The sequence below is a fragment of the Pseudomonas sp. genome (assembly GCF_030150285.1).
Taxonomy (GTDB): Bacteria; Pseudomonadota; Gammaproteobacteria; order Pseudomonadales; family Pseudomonadaceae; genus Aquipseudomonas.
Window position 1 is genome coordinate 1 of record NZ_JASLGE010000090.1, and the last position, 21,186, is coordinate 21,186.

At 55.9% G+C, this 21,186-nt stretch carries 22 protein-coding genes; 10 read left to right on the forward strand and 12 right to left on the reverse strand.

What is annotated here, in order from left to right; translation table 11 throughout:
- Positions 1-323: 323 nt before the first annotated feature.
- Positions 324-1,523, reverse strand: a complete 1,200-nt coding sequence (gene tyrS / locus Q1W15_RS21050; RefSeq protein WP_300731840.1) for a tyrosine--tRNA ligase — start codon at positions 1,521-1,523, stop codon at positions 324-326.
- A 212-nt stretch (positions 1,524-1,735) separates the two neighbouring features.
- Between tyrS and Q1W15_RS21055 the strand changes: the two genes are divergently transcribed.
- Together Q1W15_RS21055 and Q1W15_RS21060 are read left to right on the forward strand one after the other, a co-directional pair.
- Complete coding sequence (locus tag Q1W15_RS21055; RefSeq protein WP_300732024.1) at positions 1,736-3,136, forward strand: peptidoglycan DD-metalloendopeptidase family protein; 1,401 nt, start codon at positions 1,736-1,738, stop codon at positions 3,134-3,136.
- A 3-nt stretch (positions 3,137-3,139) separates the two neighbouring features.
- Complete coding sequence (locus Q1W15_RS21060) at positions 3,140-4,231, forward strand: anhydro-N-acetylmuramic acid kinase (protein ID WP_300731843.1); 1,092 nt, start codon at positions 3,140-3,142, stop codon at positions 4,229-4,231.
- Between the two features lie 61 nt (positions 4,232-4,292).
- Here the strand turns inward: Q1W15_RS21060 and erpA are convergent, their stop codons facing one another.
- A complete protein-coding gene (gene erpA / locus Q1W15_RS21065) occupies positions 4,293-4,643 on the reverse strand; it encodes an iron-sulfur cluster insertion protein ErpA (RefSeq protein WP_300731846.1) in 351 nt (116 codons plus the stop codon).
- Between the two features lie 140 nt (positions 4,644-4,783).
- Positions 4,784-5,818, reverse strand: a complete 1,035-nt coding sequence (gene argC, locus Q1W15_RS21070) for an N-acetyl-gamma-glutamyl-phosphate reductase (protein ID WP_300731849.1) — start codon at positions 5,816-5,818, stop codon at positions 4,784-4,786.
- Between the two features lie 134 nt (positions 5,819-5,952).
- Here argC and hemJ point away from each other — a divergent pair, with 134 nt between their 5' ends.
- The 6 genes from hemJ (at position 5,953) to coq7 (ending at position 10,003) form a co-directional block, all read left to right on the forward strand.
- Complete coding sequence (gene hemJ, locus Q1W15_RS21075) at positions 5,953-6,381, forward strand: protoporphyrinogen oxidase HemJ (RefSeq protein WP_300731852.1); 429 nt, start codon at positions 5,953-5,955, stop codon at positions 6,379-6,381.
- A gap of 29 nt (positions 6,382-6,410) precedes the next feature.
- On the forward strand, positions 6,411-7,382 hold the full coding sequence (locus Q1W15_RS21080; protein WP_300731855.1) for a nitronate monooxygenase family protein: 972 nt from the start codon (positions 6,411-6,413) through the stop codon (positions 7,380-7,382).
- Positions 7,383-7,440: 58 nt separating this feature from the next.
- Positions 7,441-7,956 carry a DUF805 domain-containing protein gene (locus tag Q1W15_RS21085; protein WP_300731858.1) on the forward strand — a complete coding sequence of 172 codons (516 nt, stop codon included), beginning with the start codon at positions 7,441-7,443 and terminating at the stop codon, positions 7,954-7,956.
- A 77-nt stretch (positions 7,957-8,033) separates the two neighbouring features.
- Positions 8,034-8,822: an SDR family oxidoreductase gene (locus Q1W15_RS21090; RefSeq protein WP_300731909.1), complete on the forward strand. Its 789-nt coding sequence runs from the start codon at positions 8,034-8,036 to the stop codon at positions 8,820-8,822.
- A 66-nt stretch (positions 8,823-8,888) separates the two neighbouring features.
- Positions 8,889-9,227: a histidine triad nucleotide-binding protein gene (locus tag Q1W15_RS21095; protein WP_300732026.1), complete on the forward strand. Its 339-nt coding sequence runs from the start codon at positions 8,889-8,891 to the stop codon at positions 9,225-9,227.
- 128 nt (positions 9,228-9,355) lie between these two features.
- Positions 9,356-10,003: a 2-polyprenyl-3-methyl-6-methoxy-1,4-benzoquinone monooxygenase gene (gene coq7, locus Q1W15_RS21100; protein WP_300731912.1), complete on the forward strand. Its 648-nt coding sequence runs from the start codon at positions 9,356-9,358 to the stop codon at positions 10,001-10,003.
- A 77-nt stretch (positions 10,004-10,080) separates the two neighbouring features.
- Here coq7 and speD read toward each other — a convergent pair whose 3' ends face one another.
- Positions 10,081-10,872 (reverse strand): adenosylmethionine decarboxylase, encoded by a 792-nt coding sequence (gene speD / locus Q1W15_RS21105; protein WP_300731915.1) that lies wholly within the window; start codon positions 10,870-10,872, stop codon positions 10,081-10,083.
- A gap of 239 nt (positions 10,873-11,111) precedes the next feature.
- A complete protein-coding gene (locus tag Q1W15_RS21110; protein ID WP_100940504.1) occupies positions 11,112-11,534 on the reverse strand; it encodes an OsmC family protein in 423 nt (140 codons plus the stop codon).
- A gap of 221 nt (positions 11,535-11,755) precedes the next feature.
- On the opposite strand from Q1W15_RS21110, the gene crp reads away from it, so the two are divergent.
- A complete protein-coding gene (gene crp, locus Q1W15_RS21115; protein WP_300731927.1) occupies positions 11,756-12,400 on the forward strand; it encodes a cAMP-activated global transcriptional regulator CRP in 645 nt (214 codons plus the stop codon).
- Here crp and Q1W15_RS21120 read toward each other — a convergent pair.
- From Q1W15_RS21120 to Q1W15_RS21135, 4 genes are read right to left on the reverse strand one after another with little or no spacing between them, the layout of a single operon-like run.
- Positions 12,397-13,098 carry a lipoate--protein ligase family protein gene (locus Q1W15_RS21120; RefSeq protein WP_300731930.1) on the reverse strand — a complete coding sequence of 234 codons (702 nt, stop codon included), beginning with the start codon at positions 13,096-13,098 and terminating at the stop codon, positions 12,397-12,399. The two genes, crp and Q1W15_RS21120, sit on opposite strands and share 4 nt — an antisense overlap.
- A gap of 31 nt (positions 13,099-13,129) precedes the next feature.
- Complete coding sequence (gene trpC, locus Q1W15_RS21125) at positions 13,130-13,966, reverse strand: indole-3-glycerol phosphate synthase TrpC (protein WP_300731933.1); 837 nt, start codon at positions 13,964-13,966, stop codon at positions 13,130-13,132.
- Positions 13,963-15,012, reverse strand: coding sequence for an anthranilate phosphoribosyltransferase (gene trpD, locus Q1W15_RS21130; protein ID WP_300731936.1), 1,050 nt, complete (start codon positions 15,010-15,012; stop codon positions 13,963-13,965). The genes trpC and trpD overlap by 4 nt, the downstream gene beginning before the upstream one ends.
- A 9-nt stretch (positions 15,013-15,021) precedes the next feature.
- Complete coding sequence (locus tag Q1W15_RS21135; protein ID WP_300731939.1) at positions 15,022-15,615, reverse strand: aminodeoxychorismate/anthranilate synthase component II; 594 nt, start codon at positions 15,613-15,615, stop codon at positions 15,022-15,024.
- A 401-nt stretch (positions 15,616-16,016) separates the two neighbouring features.
- On the opposite strand from Q1W15_RS21135, the gene estP reads away from it, so the two are divergent.
- Positions 16,017-17,951: an esterase EstP gene (gene estP, locus Q1W15_RS21140; RefSeq protein ID WP_300731941.1), complete on the forward strand. Its 1,935-nt coding sequence runs from the start codon at positions 16,017-16,019 to the stop codon at positions 17,949-17,951.
- Positions 17,952-18,025: 74 nt separating this feature from the next.
- Here estP and trpE read toward each other — a convergent pair whose 3' ends face one another.
- From trpE to rpe, 3 genes are all read right to left on the reverse strand, one after another.
- Positions 18,026-19,507 (reverse strand): anthranilate synthase component I, encoded by a 1,482-nt coding sequence (trpE, locus tag Q1W15_RS21145; protein ID WP_300731944.1) that lies wholly within the window; start codon positions 19,505-19,507, stop codon positions 18,026-18,028.
- 70 nt (positions 19,508-19,577) lie between these two features.
- Positions 19,578-20,396 (reverse strand): phosphoglycolate phosphatase, encoded by an 819-nt coding sequence (locus Q1W15_RS21150; RefSeq protein ID WP_300731947.1) that lies wholly within the window; start codon positions 20,394-20,396, stop codon positions 19,578-19,580.
- The gene (gene rpe, locus Q1W15_RS21155) at positions 20,393-21,067 is read right to left on the reverse strand and encodes a ribulose-phosphate 3-epimerase (protein WP_300731949.1); all 675 of its coding nucleotides are present in this window, start codon (positions 21,065-21,067) and stop codon (positions 20,393-20,395) included. Before rpe ends, Q1W15_RS21150 begins: the two co-directional genes overlap by 4 nt.
- Positions 21,068-21,186 lie beyond the last annotated feature (119 nt).

Here is a 21,186-nt window from a genome sequence, read left to right on the forward strand (position 1 = left end):
GAGCGGTTGGTTAAGCTTTCGCTCAACCGAGGCGCGCATTCTACAGCAGCCTCTGTTGCTGTCAAGCGGTTATTTTAAGATGTTTTCAAAGTTTCCTCTGCAACATCAACCACTTGCGCTTTCGATCTCTCGTTAGCGGGATGCGAATTCTACAGCGTTACACGCTGCTGTCAACACCTCATTTCCTGCTTCGATGACTTGAAGCTTGAACCGCCGAAAACCAATCCAACTCGTTGATAATCAAGGAGTTTTCCGTTTCGACTGCGCCGGAAGTGGGCGCATTATAGGCTAATAAAATGCGCCGTCCAGCACTTATTTCAAGATTATTCGGCTTTCAGGGTAATTCGTGCAAAAGCCTTCTTTCCGGCCTGGCAGACGTGCGTTGAGCCCAATGCATATATATAGCTGCGATCAACAACCTCACCATCGATACGCACGCCACCCGAACTCAACAGATCACGGGCAACCGCCGAGTTCTTGACCAGACCCGCCTTATTAAGGACAGCTGCAATCGGCATAGCCTCGGCAGCAGCAATCTCAATCTCCGGCAGGTCATCCGGCAACTCACCGTCTTTCATTCGGTTGCCTGCACCGCGGTGAGCATTCGCGGCAGCTTCTTCGCCATGAAAACGAGCCACAATCTCTTCAGCCAGTTTGATTTTGATATCGCGAGGGTTAGCGCCAGCCTCAACCTCAGCTTTGAACGCATTGATTTCATCCATCGAACGAAAGCTCAGCAACTCAAAGTACCGCCACATCAGGGCATCCGGGATGGACACAAGCTTGCTGTACATCACACCCGGAGCTTCCTGGATACCGACATAGTTACCCAGCGACTTGGACATCTTCTTGACGCCATCCAACCCTTCGAGCAACGGCATAGTCACAATGCACTGCGCCTCCTGACCATAGCCACGCTGAAGCTCACGCCCCATCAGCAAGTTGAATTTTTGGTCAGTGCCGCCCAGCTCAACATCCGCCTTCAATGCAACAGAGTCGTACCCCTGTACCAGCGGATAAAGAAACTCATGGATAGCAATGGGCTGGTTGGTGGTATAGCGCTTATCGAAGTCATCGCGCTCGAGCATCCGGGCCACGGTGTATTGAGAGGTCAGGCGTATGAAATCAGCCGGCCCCATCTGATCCATCCAGGTGGAATTAAAGGCAACCTCGGTTTTAGCCGGGTCAAGAATTTTGAACACTTGGGTCTTGTATGTCTCGGCATTGTCGAGCACTTGTTCACGCGTCAAGGGCGGACGCGTGGCACTTTTGCCACTCGGGTCGCCAATCATCCCGGTGAAGTCGCCGATCAGGAAGATGACCTGATGCCCCAACTCCTGGAACTGACGCAGCTTATTAATAAGGACGGTATGCCCCAAGTGCAGGTCTGGTGCCGTCGGGTCGAATCCGGCCTTGATACGCAAGGGTTGCCCGCGCTTTAGTTTCTCAACCAATTCTGACTCGACCAGTACCTCTTCGGCACCCCGCTTAATTAGCGCTAGCTGCTCTTCAACCGACTTCATATCAGACCCGTAAGGCTCAAATTCAAAGGGAACCAACGATACAAGATCAGGGACTAATTACAAGTTCCGGCCGGCATACGGGGGCTATCCGCGCGAGAAAGACCCGCAGACTTGCTTCATGGGTGATTTGGTTATATTTTATACAGTTATTTCATGTTCACCGTGTCAGTCATCTTTTCCAATTCATCCTTTATTCAAAGTCAAAATCATCTATGACCAGTCAACCGCCTAAAGCGCCACCGCTTTATCCGAAGACCCACCTGCTCGCAGCAAGTGGTATCGCCGCCCTCTTGAGCCTCGCTTTACTGGTGTTCCCCTCCAGCGAAGTGGAAGCCAAACGAACCACGCTGAATTTGGAACTGGAGAGCCCCGCCGAACAACTGACACAAGAACAAGACGCTTCCGAACTCGTTCAAGCCACAAATGAAGTAACACCTCCGCCATTTGTCCAAATCGAGCAGCAGGAAAGCGCAACTGAAACGGTCGCCAAGGCCGAAGAACCGAACACCCCAAGCCACCGAGAAGTCGTAGTCGCCAAAGGGGATACGCTTTCAACCCTGTTTGAGAAGGTCGGCCTGCCCTCCACTTCCGTACATGAAATTCTGGCGAGCGATAAACAAGCCAAGCAATTCAGCCAACTCAAGCACGGCCAAAAACTTGAGTTTGAAATGACGGCTGATGGCCAATTGAACAGCCTGCACAGCCAGGTGAGCGACCTTGAAACAATTACCCTGAGTAAAACCGCCAAGGGCTACACGTTTCGTCGTGTAACTACACTGCCCACAGTACGCTCAGCCTATGTACACGGCGTGATCAACAGCTCGCTGTCTGCCTCTGGCCAACGCGCGGGCTTACCCCACAGCTTGACGATGGACATGGCCAAAGTCTTTGGTTACGACATCGACTTTGCACAGGACATTCGCCCAGGCGACCAGTTCGAAGTCATCTACGAGCAAAAAGTCGTCAACGGAAAGACCGTTGGCACAGGCAACATCCTCTCCGCGCGCTTCACAAACCGCGGGAAAACTTACACGGCTGTGCGCTACACCAATAAACAAGGTGTGAGCAATTACTACACAGCCGATGGCAGCAGCATGCGTAAAGCATTTATCCGTACTCCGGTTGATTTTGCCCGCATCAGTTCCCGGTTCTCCGCTGGTCGCAAGCACCCGATTCTGAACAAGATCCGCGCCCACAAAGGCGTGGACTATGCAGCACCACGCGGCACGCCCATCAAAGCAACGGGTGACGGCAAAGTTTTCCTGGCCGGACGTAACGGTGGCTATGGCAATACCGTGATTATTCAGCACGGTAATACTTACCGTACCCTCTATGGTCACATGCAGGGCTTCGCCAAAGGCGTGAGAACCGGCAGTTCAGTCAAACAAGGGCAAGTTATTGGCTACATCGGTACGACCGGCCTTTCCACAGGCCCCCACCTGCATTATGAGTTTCAGGTGAACGGTGTTCATGTCGACCCGCTGGGCCAAAAGCTTCCAATGGCCGACCCCATCGCAAAAGCTGAGCGCACGCGTTTCCTGCAGCAAAGCCAGCCGTTGATGGCCCGCATGAACCAAGAGAAAGCTACTCTCCTGGCTTCGAGCAAGCGTTAAGCCATGGCCCTCTATATAGGCGTGATGTCCGGTACCAGCCTTGACGGTCTGGACATTGCACTTATAGAGCTGGGGGCGAGCATCAAACTGCTCGCCACCTACTACACGCCTATGCCAGATGCACTGCGCAGTGAGTTACTGGGCCTGTGCAGCAGCGGACCCGACGAAATAGCCCGCGGCGCAATTGCCGAAAAACATTGGGTCGAACTGGCTGCTCAAGCTATCAACAACCTGCTCAAACAACAGCAACTGTCGCCCAATGCCATCCGCGCCATTGGTAGCCATGGCCAGACAATCCGACACGAGCCCGCACAAGGCTTCACCGTTCAGATCGGCAACCCTGCCTTGCTGGCTGAGCTGACCCAAATCTGTGTGGTGAGTGATTTCCGCCGTCGCGACGTTGCTGCTGGCGGTCAAGGCGCACCACTGGTTCCAGCCTTCCATGAGGCCTTGTTTACCGATGATGTCGGTTACCGAGCCGTGCTGAACGTAGGAGGCTTCAGCAATTTAAGCCTGATGACTCCTGGAAACCCTGTCGCTGGGTTCGACTGCGGCCCGGGGAATGTTCTGCTGGATGCCTGGATCCAGATCCAACGCAATGAACTCTATGACCGAAATGGCCAGTGGGCTGCCAGCGGTAAGGTCGCGCCTCTTCTGCTCAGCACCTTGCTGAGTGACCCTTTCTTTCAAACAAAGGGCCCAAAAAGCACAGGCCGTGAGGTGTTTAACCTCCCATGGCTACTGAGTCATCTGGATGCGCTTCCGGCCTTTGCCGCAGAAGATGTACAAGCCACCCTGCTGGAACTTACCGCGCAGACGATCGTGCAGTCACTGCAATCGGCCCAAGCGCGCACCAACGAACTGCTGGTATGCGGTGGCGGCGCGCATAACGGCGCATTGATGGCTCGCCTCACTGAGTTGCTGGAGCAAACACAGGTCAACAGCACCCAGGCCAAAGGCGTTGATCCAGACTGGGTTGAAGCAATGGCGTTTGCATGGCTTGCACACTGCTGCCTTGAAAACATCCCCACCAACCGCCCAAGCGTTACCGGTGCGCGTGGCCTGCGTGTTCTGGGTGCTATATACCCTGCCTGATTGCAGACAGCAAAACGCCGCGATTCGACGCGGCGCTAAGGGTGTAACCGGTACTGCGCAGTTAAATCGAGAACGACGACCCGCAACCACATGTCGTGGTGGCGTTAGGGTTCTTGATGACAAAGCGCGAGCCTTCCAGACCTTCCTGATAATCCACTTCAGCACCCGCCAAGTACTGGAAGCTCATCGGGTCAACCACAAGGCTGACGCCTTCGCGCTCAACAATGGTGTCGTCGTCGGCTACGTCTTCATCGAACGTAAAGCCGTACTGAAACCCGGAACAACCGCCGCCCGTAACAAAAACGCGCAGCTTCAAACGATCATTGCCCTCTTCATCGACCAGGCTCTTCACCTTGTGCGCAGCACCTTCGGTGAATTGCAAAGCGATAGGGGTGAAGGATTCGACGCTCATGCTGACTATCTCCCGGCGATGTGCCGCCATAATGCGTAATGGAGCGCATTATCCGCTTCTCCTAGAAAAGCGGTCAACTATTAAGGGAGCAACGGCAAGCTTCAAGCTTGCCGCTCACAACTTGACGCTTACAGCTGCTCTTACGGCAACATCCCTGCGTGCGACAAGCCCAGGCGCTCATCCAGACCGAACAGGATGTTCATATTCTGAACCGCTTGGCCAGAAGCCCCTTTGACCAGGTTATCGATCACCGACAACACCACTACCAAATCGCCACCTTGCGGGCGATGCACGGCGATACGACACACATTGGCGCCCCGCACACTACGGGTTTCCGGGTGGCTACCGGCAGGCATTACATCGACAAAAGGTTCGTTTGCGTAACGCTTTTCAAACAACGCCTGCAAGTCGACAGTACGGTCAGGCACGTTTGCGTAAAGCGTGGAGTGAATACCACGGATCATAGGCGTCAAATGAGGTACGAAGGTCAGACCTACATCCTTGCCAGCCGCACGACGCAGCCCCTGGCGAATTTCAGGCAAGTGACGGTGACCTTTTACGGCGTAAGCCTTCATGCTTTCGGACGTTTCGGCATACAACGAGCCAACACTGGCACCACGTCCCGCGCCGCTCACACCAGACTTGCAGTCCGCAATCAGGGATGCAGTCTCTGCCAGGCCTGCTTCCAGCAAAGGAAGAAAGCCCAATTGGGTCGCTGTCGGGTAGCAGCCCGGCACAGCAATCAGGCGGGCCTGTTTAATTTGCTCGCGGTTAACCTCTGGTAAGCCATAAACAGCCTCCGCCAACAACTCCGGTGCTCCGTGTGGCTGACCGTACCACTTGGCCCATTCATCCGCGTCCTGCAAACGGAAGTCTGCAGACAGGTCAATCACCTTGGTGCCAGCCGCCAGCAACTCGCCTGCCAGTGCATGAGCAACGCCGTGAGGCGTGGCGAAGAACACCACATCACAGGCCGCCAATGTCTGAGTGTCCGGCACGCTGAACGCTAGGCCATCATAGTGACCGCGCAGGTTCGGATATAAATCAGCAACCGGCAGGCCTGCCTCGGATCGCGAAGTGATGACCACCACCTCAGCCTGCGGGTGCTGTGCCAGCAAACGCAGCAATTCGACCCCGGTGTAACCCGTGCCGCCGACAATACCGACCTTGACCATAACCTGCCCCTCAACGAACCCACTGGAAAGCCCTCGATAATAGGGTCAGCGCGCCCCTGCGACAACCGCCAAGGTGACTCAGGAGCCCTCTACAACTACTATTTGGTCTACCGTGAACCTGGGAATAACTAAAAATGCTTTATCTATGGCTCAAAGCCTTCCATCTCATCAGCATCGTCTGCTGGTTTGCAGGCCTTTTCTATCTGCCCCGACTCTTTGTTTACCACGCGCAAAGTGAAGATGCCGTCAGCAAAGAACGATTCAGCATCATGGAGCGCAAGCTCTATCGCGGCATCATGGGCCCGGCAATGATTGCCACCCTGATTTTTGGCGGTTGGCTGATCAGCCTCAACCCCAGCGGCTACTTCAGCCAAGGCTGGATGCACGCCAAATTGACACTCGTCTTCCTGCTAATCGGCTACCACCACATGTGTGGCGCGCAGGTAAAACGCTTCGCCCGTGGCGAAAACAAACGCTCTCATGTGTTCTACCGTTGGTTCAACGAGGTGCCGGTCGTGTTTTTGCTGGCGATCGTGATTCTGGCCGTGGTCAAGCCATTCTAATCAGCCAATTCCCTTAGCGAGGTTTTCCAATGTCACTGCCCGCACTGCTTGTAAACAGTTTGCGCCTGCCGGTGGTCGCAGCCCCGATGTTTCTGATTTCCAACCCTCAACTGGTGCTGGCCTGCTGTCGCAACGGCGTTGTGGGAAGCTTCCCTGCCCTTAACCAACGCGAGAGCAGTGGATTCAAAACCTGGCTGGAAGAGATCGAGGCTGGGCTCGCGACATTGGACAACCCCGCACCCTATGCGGTGAATCTGATTGTGCATGGCAGCAATCCGCGGCTGCAGGCCGACCTGGCGATCTGCATTGAACACAAAGTACCTATCGTAATCACTAGCCTAGGGGCCGTGAAAGAAGTTGTGGATGCCGTGCACAGCTACGGCGGGCTGGTTTTTCACGATGTCACCACTCGGCGTCATGCTGAAAAAGCGGCGCAAGCCGGTGTCGACGGCCTAATCGCCGTCGCGGCGGGCGCAGGGGGTCATGCGGGTACCTGGAGCCCATTTGCGCTGGTTGCTGAAATTAGACAGTTTTTCGATAAAACCATATTGCTGGCCGGCTGCCTGAATCACGGCCACGAGATTCTCGCTGCCCAAGTTATCGGTGCCGACCTTGCGTACCTCGGCACACGCTTCATCGGCACACAGGAGAGCCAAGCGCCTGACGCTTATAAAGACATGCTGCTGGTATCCCGCGCGGCCGATATCATCCACACCCCCGCCGTATCGGGTGTCCCGGCCAGCTTCATGCGCCAAAGCCTTGAAAACGCAGGCTTCGACCTGGCAGCTCTGCAAGGAAAAGCCGAAGCCGGCGCTGGCAGTAAACTCAAGCCGCTGACTGAGGAAGCCAAAGCGTGGAAGACCGTCTGGTCTGCCGGTCAAGGTGTAGGCGACATTCATGACCTACCGTCTACAGACCAGTTGATCGCCCGCATGGACGAGGAATACCGCCAAGCGTTAGGGCTCACCGCTCGACTGTCCCAGCAATGGCTTCAACCCTGACTGACCAGAGCCCGCCCTCCGGCGGGCTTTTTGTTTACCCCTCGACAAGGATGCCGACATGCCAGAGCTGAGCCTCTACACCCCACCCCAAGAACGCTACGCAACACTGGATACCCTGGGGTTCAGCGGCCGAATCGGACGTCTGCGGCTGTTGGCCTGGCACATGGTCCTGACCGCTATCGCTTGCGCAGCGTCGATCGTGGTGCTGCTCACCCTCAAACTATCGCCCACGCTGGGCATCACTTGCGGTGCGACACTGTTGGTTGCCTATTGTTTTATTAGCGTACGAATAAGTGCACAGCGCCTGCATGACATCAACTGGTCAGCCTGGATGCTGCTACTGCATGTCATACCCTTGGCGAACCTGGTCCTGCTCCTGATGATGCTCTTGATGCCCGGTACGCCGGGCCCCAACAAATACGGTTTGCCGCCGCCCCCCAACAGCCGAGCGGTCAACGTACTCGCCTGCACGGCCATCTTTTTGATCGCGCTGGGCATGGTTGCCATGATCGCCCTCTTCGCTTTGGGCCTGCTGGCATCGTTGATCAACGCAGCCAACAGCAACAGCCTGTAGACTGCGCACCTTAAATGAACGCGTTAACGCCAGGGACATCATTGTCACCGGACTGTACCGTTGCGATGGAGAACAGCATGACCCGTTACGCTTTAATCACCGGCGCGTCCAGTGGCATTGGTCTGGCTTTGGCTGAAGCCCTTGCCCGACGTGGGCGCAGCTTGATTTTAGTGGCCCGCCAGCGGGATGCGCTGGAAACGATTGCCCTTGAGTTGACCCAGCGTTTCGGGGTGGAAGTGTTGTTCCGCGCCTGCGACCTGGGCGAACCCCTGCGCCTTTCAGGTTTTTTGCTTGAACTTGAAGAAGGCGATCGCCAAATCGATTTGTTAGTGAACTGCGCCGGCATCGGTACGTGCGGCCCCTTCCTCGCTCACGACTGGAGCGCCGAACAAGACCTCATCGAACTTAACGTACTGGCCTTGACCCGTTTGTGCCATGCCATCGGCAATATGATGGCCGTTCAGGGGGGTGGCCAAATCCTCAATGTTGCCTCCATTGCCGCCTTTCAGCCCGGTCCTTGGCTCAGCACCTACTTCGCTAGCAAGGCTTATGTGCTGCATTTTTCTGAGGGTTTGCGCGAAGAAGTAAAGAAAACCGGAATCAAGGTGTCGGTGCTGTGCCCCGGTGTCACCCGGACGGCCTTCTTCGATGCCGCCAACATGAATACCGAAAAAGCCAAGCACAATCGAAGCGCTCTGAGCCCCGAAGAAGTCGCGCTTTACACCGTGCGCGCGCTTGAAAAGAACAAGGCCATTATTATTCCTGGGCGGGGAAATCGCTGGTTAACCCGTATGCCTCGCGTGCTTTCGCGGTGGATGACCCGAAAAATTGCCGCTTCTATTAATAAATCCTACTGCCCGCGTTAACGAGACTGTGCCTAATCAGTGCCTATGAGTACACTCAGACCGGACTTCACTCACGGAGACATTGCTTTGGATACCTTGTTCACCAAGATCATCAACCGTGAAATACCTGCCAAGATCATCTATGAAGATGACCAGGTGCTGGCTTTTCACGACATTGCCCCGCAAGCGCCGATCCATTTTCTGGTCATCCCGAAAAAGCCGATCCGCACCCTCAATGACCTGACTGAAGAAGACAAACCTCTGGCAGGCCATATTCTGTTCACCGCGCAGCGTCTTGCCAAAGAGTTGGGGTGCGAGGACGGCTTCCGCGTGGTGATGAACTGCAATGAAAACGGTGGCCAAACGGTCTACCACATTCATATGCACGTATTGGGTCAACGCCAGATGAATTGGCCACCGGGCTGATTGGCTTGAGCAAACCTTGCATCCGGCTGCGGGGGCCTCGCTGCTCCCGCGCTGATGAATGATCCAGCGCAGACCGTGCCGGGCCTATTGGGGTAAACTGACCGCCGTGATTTTTTCCGGAGGTAAGCATGACTACCCAACGTCACTACTCGCCGATTGACCGTCTCCTGTTACAAGCCGACACCGCGATGCGCACCTTATTGCCATTTAGCGGCCAGCCTCATCGCCCATCTCCCGCCATCGTCAAGCCTGATAACACGCTGGACGAAAAGGCAACGCGCCATGTCGCCGGGCTGATGCGCATCAACCATACTGGCGAAGTCTGCGCCCAGGCCTTGTATCAAGGGCAGGCCCTGACCGCCAAGCTCGCGCATGTACGCGCAGCGATGGAGCATGCTGCCGACGAGGAAATCGACCACCTGGCCTGGTGCGAGCAGCGCATCCGTCAATTGGGCAGCCATCCCAGCGTGTTGAACCCGCTGTTTTACGCCATGTCCTTCGGCATCGGTGCGGCCGCCGGCTTGATCAGCGACAAGGTCAGCCTGGGATTTGTCGCGGCCACTGAAGATCAAGTGTGTAAACACCTCAACGAACACCTTGAGCAACTGCCGCTTGAAGATGAGAAGTCTCGGGCCATTCTCGAGCAAATGCGTATCGACGAAGAGCACCATGCAGAATCTGCACTGAGTGCCGGTGGCTTCCGTTTCCCGGCACCCGTGAAGTTCGGTATGAGCTTGATGGCTAAAGTCATGACCAAGAGCACTTACAGGATTTAGCGGCCTGGGTATAAAACAGCACTCATTAAAAAGGCGGCAACCCTTCGGTTGCCGCCTTTTTAATAACCGGTGATTGCTTAGCCCATGTTACGCGCGTAGAAAATCTCCAGCATCTCGTGCTTAACACGCTCAGTCACCTGTGCGCGTTGCTCAGCCGACAAGTTGCTGGTCGCATCACCGAACAGGTAGTTATCCAGTTCGAACTCTTTGAGCAGCATCTTGGTATGAAACAGGTTCTCTTGGTAAACATTCACGTCGGTCATCTGGTAACCGTCGCGGGTGTCCTCGGAGAGGTAGTTCTGGATCGAGTTGATTTCGTGATCGATAAAGTGTTTTTTACCTTCCACATCACGGGTGAAACCACGCACGCGATAGTCGACAGTCACGATATCCGAGTCAAACTGATGGATCAGATAGTTGAGAGCTTTAAGCGGTGAAATAACGCCGCACGTCGACACATCAATATCCACGCGGAAAGTCGCGATACCGTCTACCGGATGAATCTCCGGGTAGGTATGAACCGTGATATGACTCTTGTCGAGGTGGGCCAGAATGGTCTCGGGCAACGGACCTGGAGATTCTTCGATCTGGCTTTCAGTAGGAATCACTGGCTGCTCGGAAATCAGAATGGTCACGCTGGCACCTTGCGGGTCGTAATCCTGACGTGCAATGTTCAGGATATTGGCACCAATGATATCAACCACATCTGTGAGGATCTGCGTCAGGCGTTCTGCGTCGTACTCTTGATTGATGTACTCAACGTATGCCTGCTGGTCTTGCGGGGTTTCCGCGTAGCAGATGTCATAGATGTTGAAGCTCAAGGTCTTTGTCAGGTTGTTGAACCCGTGGAGCTTGAGTTTGCTTTTCACCGTTATAAAACTCTCTATGTCGATGCGGCTTGGCCGCGTGATCCAGCATGCCCGTCAAGTGCGTGGACGCACCTGCGTAGGACGGTTAACACCTCTTCGCGATGGCGATTTTGGTTATCTGTTCGGACGCGTGACCGGAAATATTCCCCGCCACGACCCTGAAAAAAGTGGCGCATTATGCAGACGTCAGCGACTGATCGCCAGAGTCTGCAATGCATTTATGAAAATTGGATGCTCGCTCAACCCAGTTCGATGATTTCGTAATCATGGGTGATGGCAACACCCGCCGCGCCGAGCATGATCGACGCCGAGCAATATTTCTCAGCGGACAACTCGATGGCTCGCTTGACCTGTGCCTCTTTCAGGCCGCGCCCCTTGACCACAAAGTGCAGATGAATTTTGGTGAACACCTTTGGGTCTTCTGTGGCGCGCTCGGCCTCAAGAAACGCCTCGCAGCTTTCCACAGGCTGACGCGACTTCTTGAGGATGCTCACCACGTCGAAATTACTGCAACCACCGAGCCCTAGCAGAAGCATTTCCATCGGCCGCACGCCCAGATTACGACCGCCACTTTCCGGCGGGCCATCCATCACAACCACGTGGCCACTGCCTGACTCGCCCAGAAACATGGCTTCGCCAGCCCATTGAATGCGTGCCTTCATCACCCAGACTCCACTGCTTTAAAAGGGGAGCAAGCTTAGCATAGGCCCCGAAACAGATGACTTGCCAAGCACAAGCTCTGGTACAAAGAGAGCGGGCGAAAAATCTGCCAACCGCACAGAATCTGTCTGTTAAGCTGGCGTCAAATCACTGGCACCCGCCACAAGTGTTCTATATAAAAAATAGATCCAGCCCATACTGTGCATGCTTTCGGAATACAACCATGCTTGCTCTTTCTCCCATACACAAGATCAAAAACCTCGACAAGTTTTTGACTCAGTGCCAACGCAGGCGCTATCAGGCCAAGAGCAATATCATTTGCGCAGGCGAACACTCGCGCAGCATCTTCTTCATTATCAAAGGCTCAGTCACCATCGTGATTGAAGATGATGACGGGCGCGAAATGATCATTGCCTATCTCAACTCTGGCGACTTTATCGGCGAGTTGGGCTTGTTTGAACAGCCAGGGCAAGAGCAGACTCGCAGTGCCTGGGTCCGCGCCAAAACCGAATGCGAGGTTGCTGAGATCAGCTACGCAAAATTCAGAGAGTACACACAGCAGGAGCCAGAAATTCTCTACGCCCTCAGCGGCCAGATCGCTCAGCGCTTACGCAACACCACCCGTAAGGTCGGTGACCTGGCCTTTTTTGATGTGACAGGGCGTGTCGCACGCTGCTTGCTTGAACTGTGTAAACAGCCCGACGCCATGACGCACCCGGACGGCATGCAAATCAAGATTACCCGCCAAGAGATCGGCAGAATTGTCGGTTGTTCACGTGAGATGGTAGGGCGAGTGCTCAAGGATCTGGAAGAACAGAACCTGGTCAGCGTCAAAGGCAAGACGATGGTGGTTTACGGCACACGCTAAGGGTTGAGCAAGAACGCCAATTCCTGATGGTAACGAACGCTCAAGCGCTCGAAAAAATCTGAAACCTCGAAGGCTTCATGCAATGCAATATGGCTGTCGGCGCGACAACGCTGTTGTAAGTCACAGAGGTGATTGAAGCGATTGACCGCAGCCACCATTGACTCCCGTTCGTTTTCAACCAATAGCGCGCCATGAACCAGGCCTACCGGCCGCTGCCCACCCTGACTCTGGCGCCAGCGCTGAGCCGTGCCTACCAGCTTGCGTCCATTGAGGTTGACGTTGAAACGACCATCACAGAACGCGCCTTCTACCTCGCCTAAAGAGGCCTCGCCGCCTGACTCGATCAGCAATTGGCACAAAGGCTCGCACAGGCGGCGGTAAGCCGTTTCGATTCGCCCCTGATCGCCTTCGCTGCGCGGTGCCGCATAGACCAGCGCAATGTTGACCGTGGACGCTGATTGCGGCACGGGCTCACCGCCCGTTTCACGCAACAAAATTGGCCACCCGCTGTCGGCCAGTTCGGCACTGGCCTGTTCGAAGCCTGCCAGCCGGCTCATGCGCCTTGGCATGACCAGCGCACGATCCGTGGGCTGCCAAAACAACACGCCCGCTTGCAACTCACCCATACAGACCGAGGCCAATAAAGCCTGTTCGGCCTTGAGGCCCGCTTCGACGGTGAGCTGCTGAATGAGTGTCATGGCATTCCTTGGCAAATAAAAACCGCGAGTATCAATCCAGCGTCGAGCCGGTGACGGGCAAACCGCGCTCCGGAAAGAACAACCGCTGCAACTCATGGCCCGGGCTCTCGGCGCGCATAAACGCTTCGCCCACCAAGAAGGCATAGACGTTGCTGATTTCCATCAGCTCAACATCGGCCCGGTTGAGAATCCCGCTCTCGGTAATGACCAGCCGATCACGCGGCACACGCGGCAGCAAGTCCAGCGTGGTTTCCAAGCTGACGCTGAAGGTGTGCAAGTTACGGTTGTTGATACCTACCAACGGCGTGTCGAGGGTTTTCAGTGCGCGCTCCAGCTCATCGCCGTCGTGAACTTCCACCAGCACATCCAGGCCAACGTCCTTGGCAACAGAAGCCAGCTCGGCCATCTTCACATCATCCAGCGCGGAGACGATCAACAACACGCAGTCGGCACCCAGCGCACGGGCTTCCACAATCTGATAAGGATCGATCATGAAATCTTTGCGGATCACCGGCAGTTTGCAGGCCTCGCGAGCCTGCTGCAGATAAAGGTCGGCACCCTGAAAGTAATCGATGTCGGTCAACACCGAGAGGCAGGTTGCGCCGCCCGTCTCATAGCTCCTGGCAATGTCGGCCGGCACGAAGTGCTCACGGATAACACCTTTACTGGGCGATGCCTTCTTGATTTCGGCAATCACCGCGGGTTGCTTGAGTTTGGCCTGGGCCAGCAGCGCATTGGCAAAACCACGAGGAGCATCCGCAGTGCGGGCCAACGCTTCAAGTTCAGCCAGGCTGACGCGGGCGCTACGCTCAGCCACTTCCTGAACTTTACGCGCCAGAATATTTTCCAGAACTGTCGGCACACTCATGCTTCATTCTCCTGCTTGAAAATAGCGGTAAACGCACCCAACTCTTCGAGCTTCTCGCGCGCCAACCCTGTGTGCAAAGCATCATGGGCCAATTCCACACCTTGCTTGAGCGTGTAGGCGAGGTCGGCGGCATACAGCGCGGCCCCTGCATTGAGCACGATCATTTCGGCCGCTTTCTGACCCGCTTCGGTTTTGCGCCGCCCCAAGGCATCGCGGATCAGCTCCAGCGATTGCTCCGGGCTATCGACGACCAGACCAAAGAGGCTTTGGCTCTTGATACCCAAATCTTCCGGCTGCACCCAGTATTCAGTGATTTCACCGTTGCGCAACTCGGCAACAAAGGTCGGCGCGGCCAGGCTGAATTCGTCCAGACCGTCTTGCGAATGCACCACCAACACATGCTTGCTGCCCAAACGCTGCAACACTTCAGCGAGCGGGCGGCACAGCTCATGGTTGAACACACCGACGACCTGATGCAATACACCGGCCGGATTCGTAAGCGGGCCAAGCATGTTGAACAAGGTACGCAGGCCCAAATCTCGGCGCGGGATAGCGGCATGCTTCATCGCACCGTGGTGAGACTGGGCAAACATGAAGCCGATACCCACACTGTCGATACAGCGCGCCACTTGAACCGGGGTGAGGTTCAGGTACACGCCGGCCGCTTCCAGCAAATCGGCGCTACCGCTTTTACCGGAAACCGCACGATTGCCATGCTTGGCCACCGTGCAGCCCGCCGCCGCAATCACCAGTGCCGATGCAGTGGACACGTTGAAAATATTGGCACCGTCGCCGCCGGTGCCAACGATATCGACCACGCCGTCAAGGGTGTTCAGCTCGACCTTGTCTGCCAGCTCACGCATGACCGTCACGGCACCGACGATTTCGTCGATGCTTTCGCTCTTCATGCGCATGCCCATCATGAATGCGCCAATCTGCGCCTCAGTGCATTTGCCCGTCATGATGTCGCGCATGACCGCGCGCATTTCATCGGTGCTCAGGTCGAGTTGACCGACGATACGGTTCAGGGCTGTCTTGATATCCATAAAAAGTCCTTAGCGCGTGCCGCCGGTTTGTTTAAGAAAATTGGCAAACAGTTCATGACCTTGCTCGGTCAGGATCGACTCAGGGTGAAATTGCACCCCCTCGATGTTCAGCGTTTTGTGCCGCAAGCCCATGATTTCGTCTACCGAACCATCGTCGTGCTGCGTCCAGGCAGTGAGTTCCAGACACTCGGGCAGGGTTTCACGCTTGACCACCAGCGAGTGATAACGCGTCACCGTCAGTGGGTTATTCAGCCCCTGAAACACACCCGTATCCAGGTGATACACAGGGCTGGTTTTGCCGTGCATCACTTGCCGTGCACGCACCACATCGCCGCCAAAGGCCTGGCCGATGGACTGATGGCCCAGGCAAACACCCAGAATGGGCAATTTGCCCGCAAAGTGCTTGATGGCTTCAAGGGAAATACCCGCCTCATTCGGCGTGCAGGGCCCGGGCGACACCACGATGCGCTCTGGGTTGAGCGCTTCGATCTGAGCCACGGTCAATTCATCGTTGCGCACGACCTTAACCTCTGCACCCAACTCGCCGAGGTATTGCACAACGTTGTAAGTAAAAGAGTCGTAATTGTCGATCATCAGCAACATGTCGTTAAACCTTTGGAATTCACTGACATTCAAAACTGTTTCAAAAATTCACTGCCCGCAGTTTCAGTTGCTGGTTTCAGCACATCAATCGACAGGAGCAGCTATTCAAGAAAACGCAGGGGGCAGGTCCGGCGAAGCCGGCAGAGAAATATTAGGCGCGCCAACGCCAACGGGCGTGTGCCTTGACAACTCGCATAAAGAGTTTGCTGATGATCAACACAGGAAGGGTCTCATTTCTACGTCCGGGCACAGTAACGTAGCCTCGCGACAGGTGCAACATGGGGCAGCAAATACGGGGAAAAACACTGTTTAAGTACTTTGTGTCTTGATTTATCAAACCAATAAGAATACGAATCGTTTTGATACTGTTTGCGCTCCACATAATAATAAAAGGTCATCGCATGCCCAGGCTTTCGCGTATCACCCCCCTGGCGGGCTGTGTTTTGTCATTGGTTTGCTCAGGTACATTAGCGGCACCCACACCTTATTCCACGATGTTTGTCTTTGGCGATAGCCTCAGCGACTCAGGGCAGTTTCCTGATTTCAGCGGCCCCTCCGGCAGCGGCATGCGTTTCACTAACCGCAACGGCCCAACCTACGATCACAAGGAACATTACGCACTTGTAGCGCCGATGCATCTGGCAGCAAAATTAGGCATTGCCCCCGGTGATCTTGCCCCTTCAACCTCCATGACCAACGCCAGCAACGGGTTACCCGATGGCAATAATTGGGCCGTTGGGGGCTACCGCACGGATCAGATTTTCAAATCGATCACCTCAACATCAAAGGTATCCATCCCCGACGGCTGGCCCTTCGCAGGGTTCACGTTAAGGTCCCGGCGCGGTTTTCTGGTTGATAACGGCTTTCAGGCGGATCCCAAAGCGCTGTACTTCATTTCCGGTGGCGGTAATGACTTTCTGCAAGGCCGCGTGAGAACCCCCGCCGATGCAGGTATGGCTGCGCGGTACTTGAGCGACAGCGCCTTCGCCCTGCAACAGGCCGGGGCGCGCTACATCATGGTCTGGTTGCTGCCTGACCTGGGCCTGACCCCAGCCCTTTACGGCACTCCCGCCCAAGCCGCCAGCAGTCAGCTCAGCGCCGTATTCAATCAAAACCTGGTGCGTGAACTGGGTCAGATCGATGCGCAAGTGATTCCCCTCAACATTCCGCTTTTACTGAGTGAAACCTTCCAGGACCCCGCACGTTATGGCCTGGCCACCGGGCAAAATCTTATCGGCACCTGCTTCGATGGCAGCGAATGCACGGAAAACCCGCAGTACGGCATCAACAGCTCAACGCCTGACCCTAGGCGGTTGCTGTTCAATGACTCGGTGCACCCGACTGAAGCAGGGCAGCGGTTAATCGCCGATTACGCGCATTCATTGCTCGCTGCCCCATGGGAGCTGACCTTACTGCCCGTGATGGCGCAAGGCGCGCTAAACGCCCATCACGATGAACTGCGCAATCAATGGAAGGGCGACAACGGTCAATGGCAAGGCGTCGGCCACTGGAGCGCAATCATCGCGGGTGGCGGGCAACGTCAAAACATCGACGAGCAGCACACCTCGGTCAGCGCTGATGGCAAAGGCTCACACCTCACTCTCGGTGCCAGCTATCGTCTGAATCCAAACTGGCGGCTGGGTGTAGCGGCAGGGCTGCATCGCCAACACCTGGAAGCCGGTAACAGCGATTCGACCTATGCGCTCAATAGCTACCTGGGCAGCGCATTCGCTCAGTATCAACACACTCATTGGTGGGCAGATACCACATTAACGGCAGGGAGGCTGGACTATGACAACCTCAAGCGCAAATTCGCGCTGGGCGTTAGCGAGGGTGCCGAGAAAGGCAGTACCGACGGGCGTTTGTGGGCTGTGAACGCGCGCCTGGGTTATGACATCGCACAACCCACTTCGGCGTGGCACCTGTCCCCGTTTATTAGCGCTGACTATGCTCGGGTCGAAGTAAACGGTTATGCGGAAAGGGCGCAGCATTCAACGTCATTGAATTACGAACGCCAAACGCTCTCTTCGAAGCGCCTTGGCGTGGGCTTGCAGGGGACTTACCGGGTTACCCCGCAAACCCGCCTGTTTGGAGAGGCCGCCCATGAGCATGAGTTCATGGATGAGACCCAGCGTTTGAGCATCGCACTTAACAGCTTGCCCGAGAACCGATTCAAGCTTGAAGGTTACACACCGCAAAGCAACCTTGACCGCTTAAGCCTGGGGGTCAGCCACGCGTTAACGGCCGACCTTACGCTACAGGCGGCTTATACCATGAGAAAGAGTGATGACCTTACTCAACAAGGCGTGAATGTCGGGGTAAGCCTGAACTTCTAAGAAGGCCAACCCCTGCTCGCGATCTTTTCAACAGGTCAAAAGATCGCGAGCCGTTGAAGGTCTGCCGGCTAAATTCAATCCTGCGGTGTTTGCTCGGCCAGAGCCACCGCCCGGAACATCGCGCGGCGCTTGTTCAGCGTTTCTTCCCACTCCAGCGCCGGCACCGAATCCGCCACAATGCCACCGCCCGCTTGCACATGCAGCTCACCGTCTTTGATGACGGCCGTACGAATGGCGATGGCCGTGTCCATATTGCCATTCCAGGCGAAGTAGCCGACCGCACCGCCATACACACCGCGCTTGACCGGCTCCAGCTCGTCGATGATTTCCATCGCGCGGATTTTCGGCGCACCGGACAACGTGCCAGCAGGCAAGATGGCCCGCAGTGCATCCATCGCCGTCAGCCCGCTTTTAAGCTCGCCTGTGACGTTGGACACAATGTGCATCACGTTGGAGTAACGCTCGATCACCATTTTTTCGGTGAGTTTGACCGAGCCGATCTCAGACACACGCCCCGTGTCGTTACGGCCAAGGTCGATGAGCATCAAATGCTCCGCAATTTCCTTGTCGTCACTGAGCAGGTCTTCTTCCAGTGCCAAGTCAGCCTCTTCAGTGGCTCCGCGCGGACGCGTACCGGCGATCGGGCGTACGGTAATCAGGTTGTCTTCAACCCGCACCAGCACTTCCGGCGAACTGCCCACAACGTGGAAATCACCAAAGTTGAAAAAGTACATGTACGGTGTTGGGTTGAAACAGCGCAACCCGCGGTAAAGGTCAATCGGCGCGGCGTTGAAGTCGATGGACATACGCTGCGACGGCACCACTTGCATGCAGTCGCCCGCGAGGATGTAGTCCTTGATCGTGTCGACCGCTTTTTCGTAATCGTCCTGAGTGAAGCTGGAACGGAAAACGGGGTCAGCGGCTTGCTGGCGGGTGAAGTCCAGACCACGTCGCGGCGTGATCGGCTGGCGCAGTTGCTCCAGCAAGGTTTCGAGACGCGCCTGGCCCTCTTCGTAAGCCTGCGGTTGCGCCGGGTCGACCAACACGATCGCGTGCATCTTGCCAGCCAGGTTATCGAACACCACCACGGCGTCGGACACCATCAGCAGAATGTCCGGCACTCCCAGCGGATCCGGATTCGGGCACTTGCCCAAACGCTTCTCGACATAACGCACGCAGTCATAGCCGAAGTACCCTACCAGCCCACCGTTGAAACGCGGTAGCCCGGCGATGGTCGGCACGTTGTAACGGCCCTTGAACGCTTCGACAAACGTCAGCGGATCATCAGTTTCGAGCGATTCAACTTCAACGCCGTCGTGGGTCACGCGAACGTGTTGCTCGTGCACACGCAACACGGTGCAGCATGGCAAGCCAATGATCGAGTAACGCCCCCATTTCTCGCCGCCCTGTACCGACTCCAGCAAGTAGGAGTTGGGCTGATCGGCCAGTTTGAGGTAGATCGACAGCGGCGTGTCGAAGTCAGCAAGGGTTTCGCGGGCAAGCGGGATACGGTTATAGCCAGCAGCGGCCAAACGCAGGAATTCTTCGCGGATCATGAGGTGCCTCGTGGTCTGAGGGTCAAACAGTCAGGTATGCAAACGTGCCGGAGCTCCGGCCAGATTCAAGTCAGGCGCGCCAACGCCAACGGGCCAGTGCCTTGATAACTTTCATCCAGAGTTTGCGAGTGACCACCACGATGGAATCTCTACGAGAGGGGTTAACAGAAGCGTCCAACACTAGCCCAGCCGTTGAATCTAAGCAACCGGCTATCAGCTCTTGCAGATTATCGATCACCCAATCCGGCGATTCTTCCTGGATCGGACGGCCGTGATTGTAGCCATAGCTCAGCGCCACACACCGTACACCCGCCGCTCTGGCAGCCAGTACATCACTGCGCGAGTCACCGACAAACAGCGCTTGCTCAGGGGTGACACCGGCCATTTTCATGACAAACAACAAGGCCGCCGGGTCAGGCTTTTTCTGGGGCAACGTATCACCCCCTATGCTCCAGCGAAAAAACCGACCCAACTTCAGTTCGTCCAACAAGGGCGCAACGAAACGCTCGGGCTTGTTGGTGATCAGAGCCATTTCAACGCCGTGTTTCTGCAGCCACTTGAGGCTTTCACGTACGCCTGGGTAAACCGCCGTCAGCGCATGACCGCCCTCGTAGGCCTCCATGAACAGCTCCAACGCCTGCGCGGCTTCAGCCTCGTCGACACCCGAGGCATCGATATTGCCAGCCAGGGCACGTTGCACCAGCACTTGCACGCCGTTGCCGACCCACATCTTGACGTCGTCAAGGCTAGCAGGTGCACGCCCTAGCTTGCGCAACATCGTGTTCACTGAAGCGGCCAAATCCGGCACAGAATCAATCAGGGTGCCGTCCAGATCAAACATCACCAACTTCGGCAGTTGACCGCCAAGCAACTGCTTGGCCGAAGTCATGGGCGAGCCAACGCAAGCTCAGCGCGCATTTTTTGAATGACGTCTTGGTAGTTCGGCGTGTTGAAAATAGCGGAGCCGGCCACGAAGGTGTCAGCACCTGCCGTTGCAATCTCACGGATATTGTTGACGTTCACACCGCCGTCGATCTCCAGGCGAATGTCGCGACCCGAGGTGTCGATCAGTGCACGCGCTTCACGCAGTTTATTCAGCGTGCCGGGAATGAACTTCTGCCCGCCGAAACCCGGGTTCACGCTCATCAACAACACCATGTCGACCTTATCCATTACGTACTTGAGCACGTCCAGCGGTGTCGCCGGGTTGAACACCAGGCCCGCCTTGCAGCCGCCTTCACGGATCAATTGTAGGGAACGGTCGATGTGCTGCGTGGCTTCCGGGTGAAAGGTAATGTAAGTCGCCCCGGCTTCGATAAAGTCGCCAATGATCCGGTCGACCGGGCTGACCATCAAATGAACATCGATGGGAGCCGTGACACCGTACTTGCGCAACGCCGTACACACCATTGGGCCGATGGTCAGGTTGGGCACGTAGTGGTTGTCCATGACATCGAAATGCACGATATCAGCGCCAGCGGCGAGCACATTATCGACTTCTTCGCCCAGACGGGCGAAATCGGCAGAGAGAATGGATGGAGCAATAGCGAAGGGCTGCATAACGCACCTTTTAAATGAGCAAATCACGGTGGCGGGCATTGTATACGCCCTGCCGAGAAGCGCCACCGCACCGTGATGATTGGACGCAGCTCCCGTTACCCGTAGCAGTTGCCGAGCTC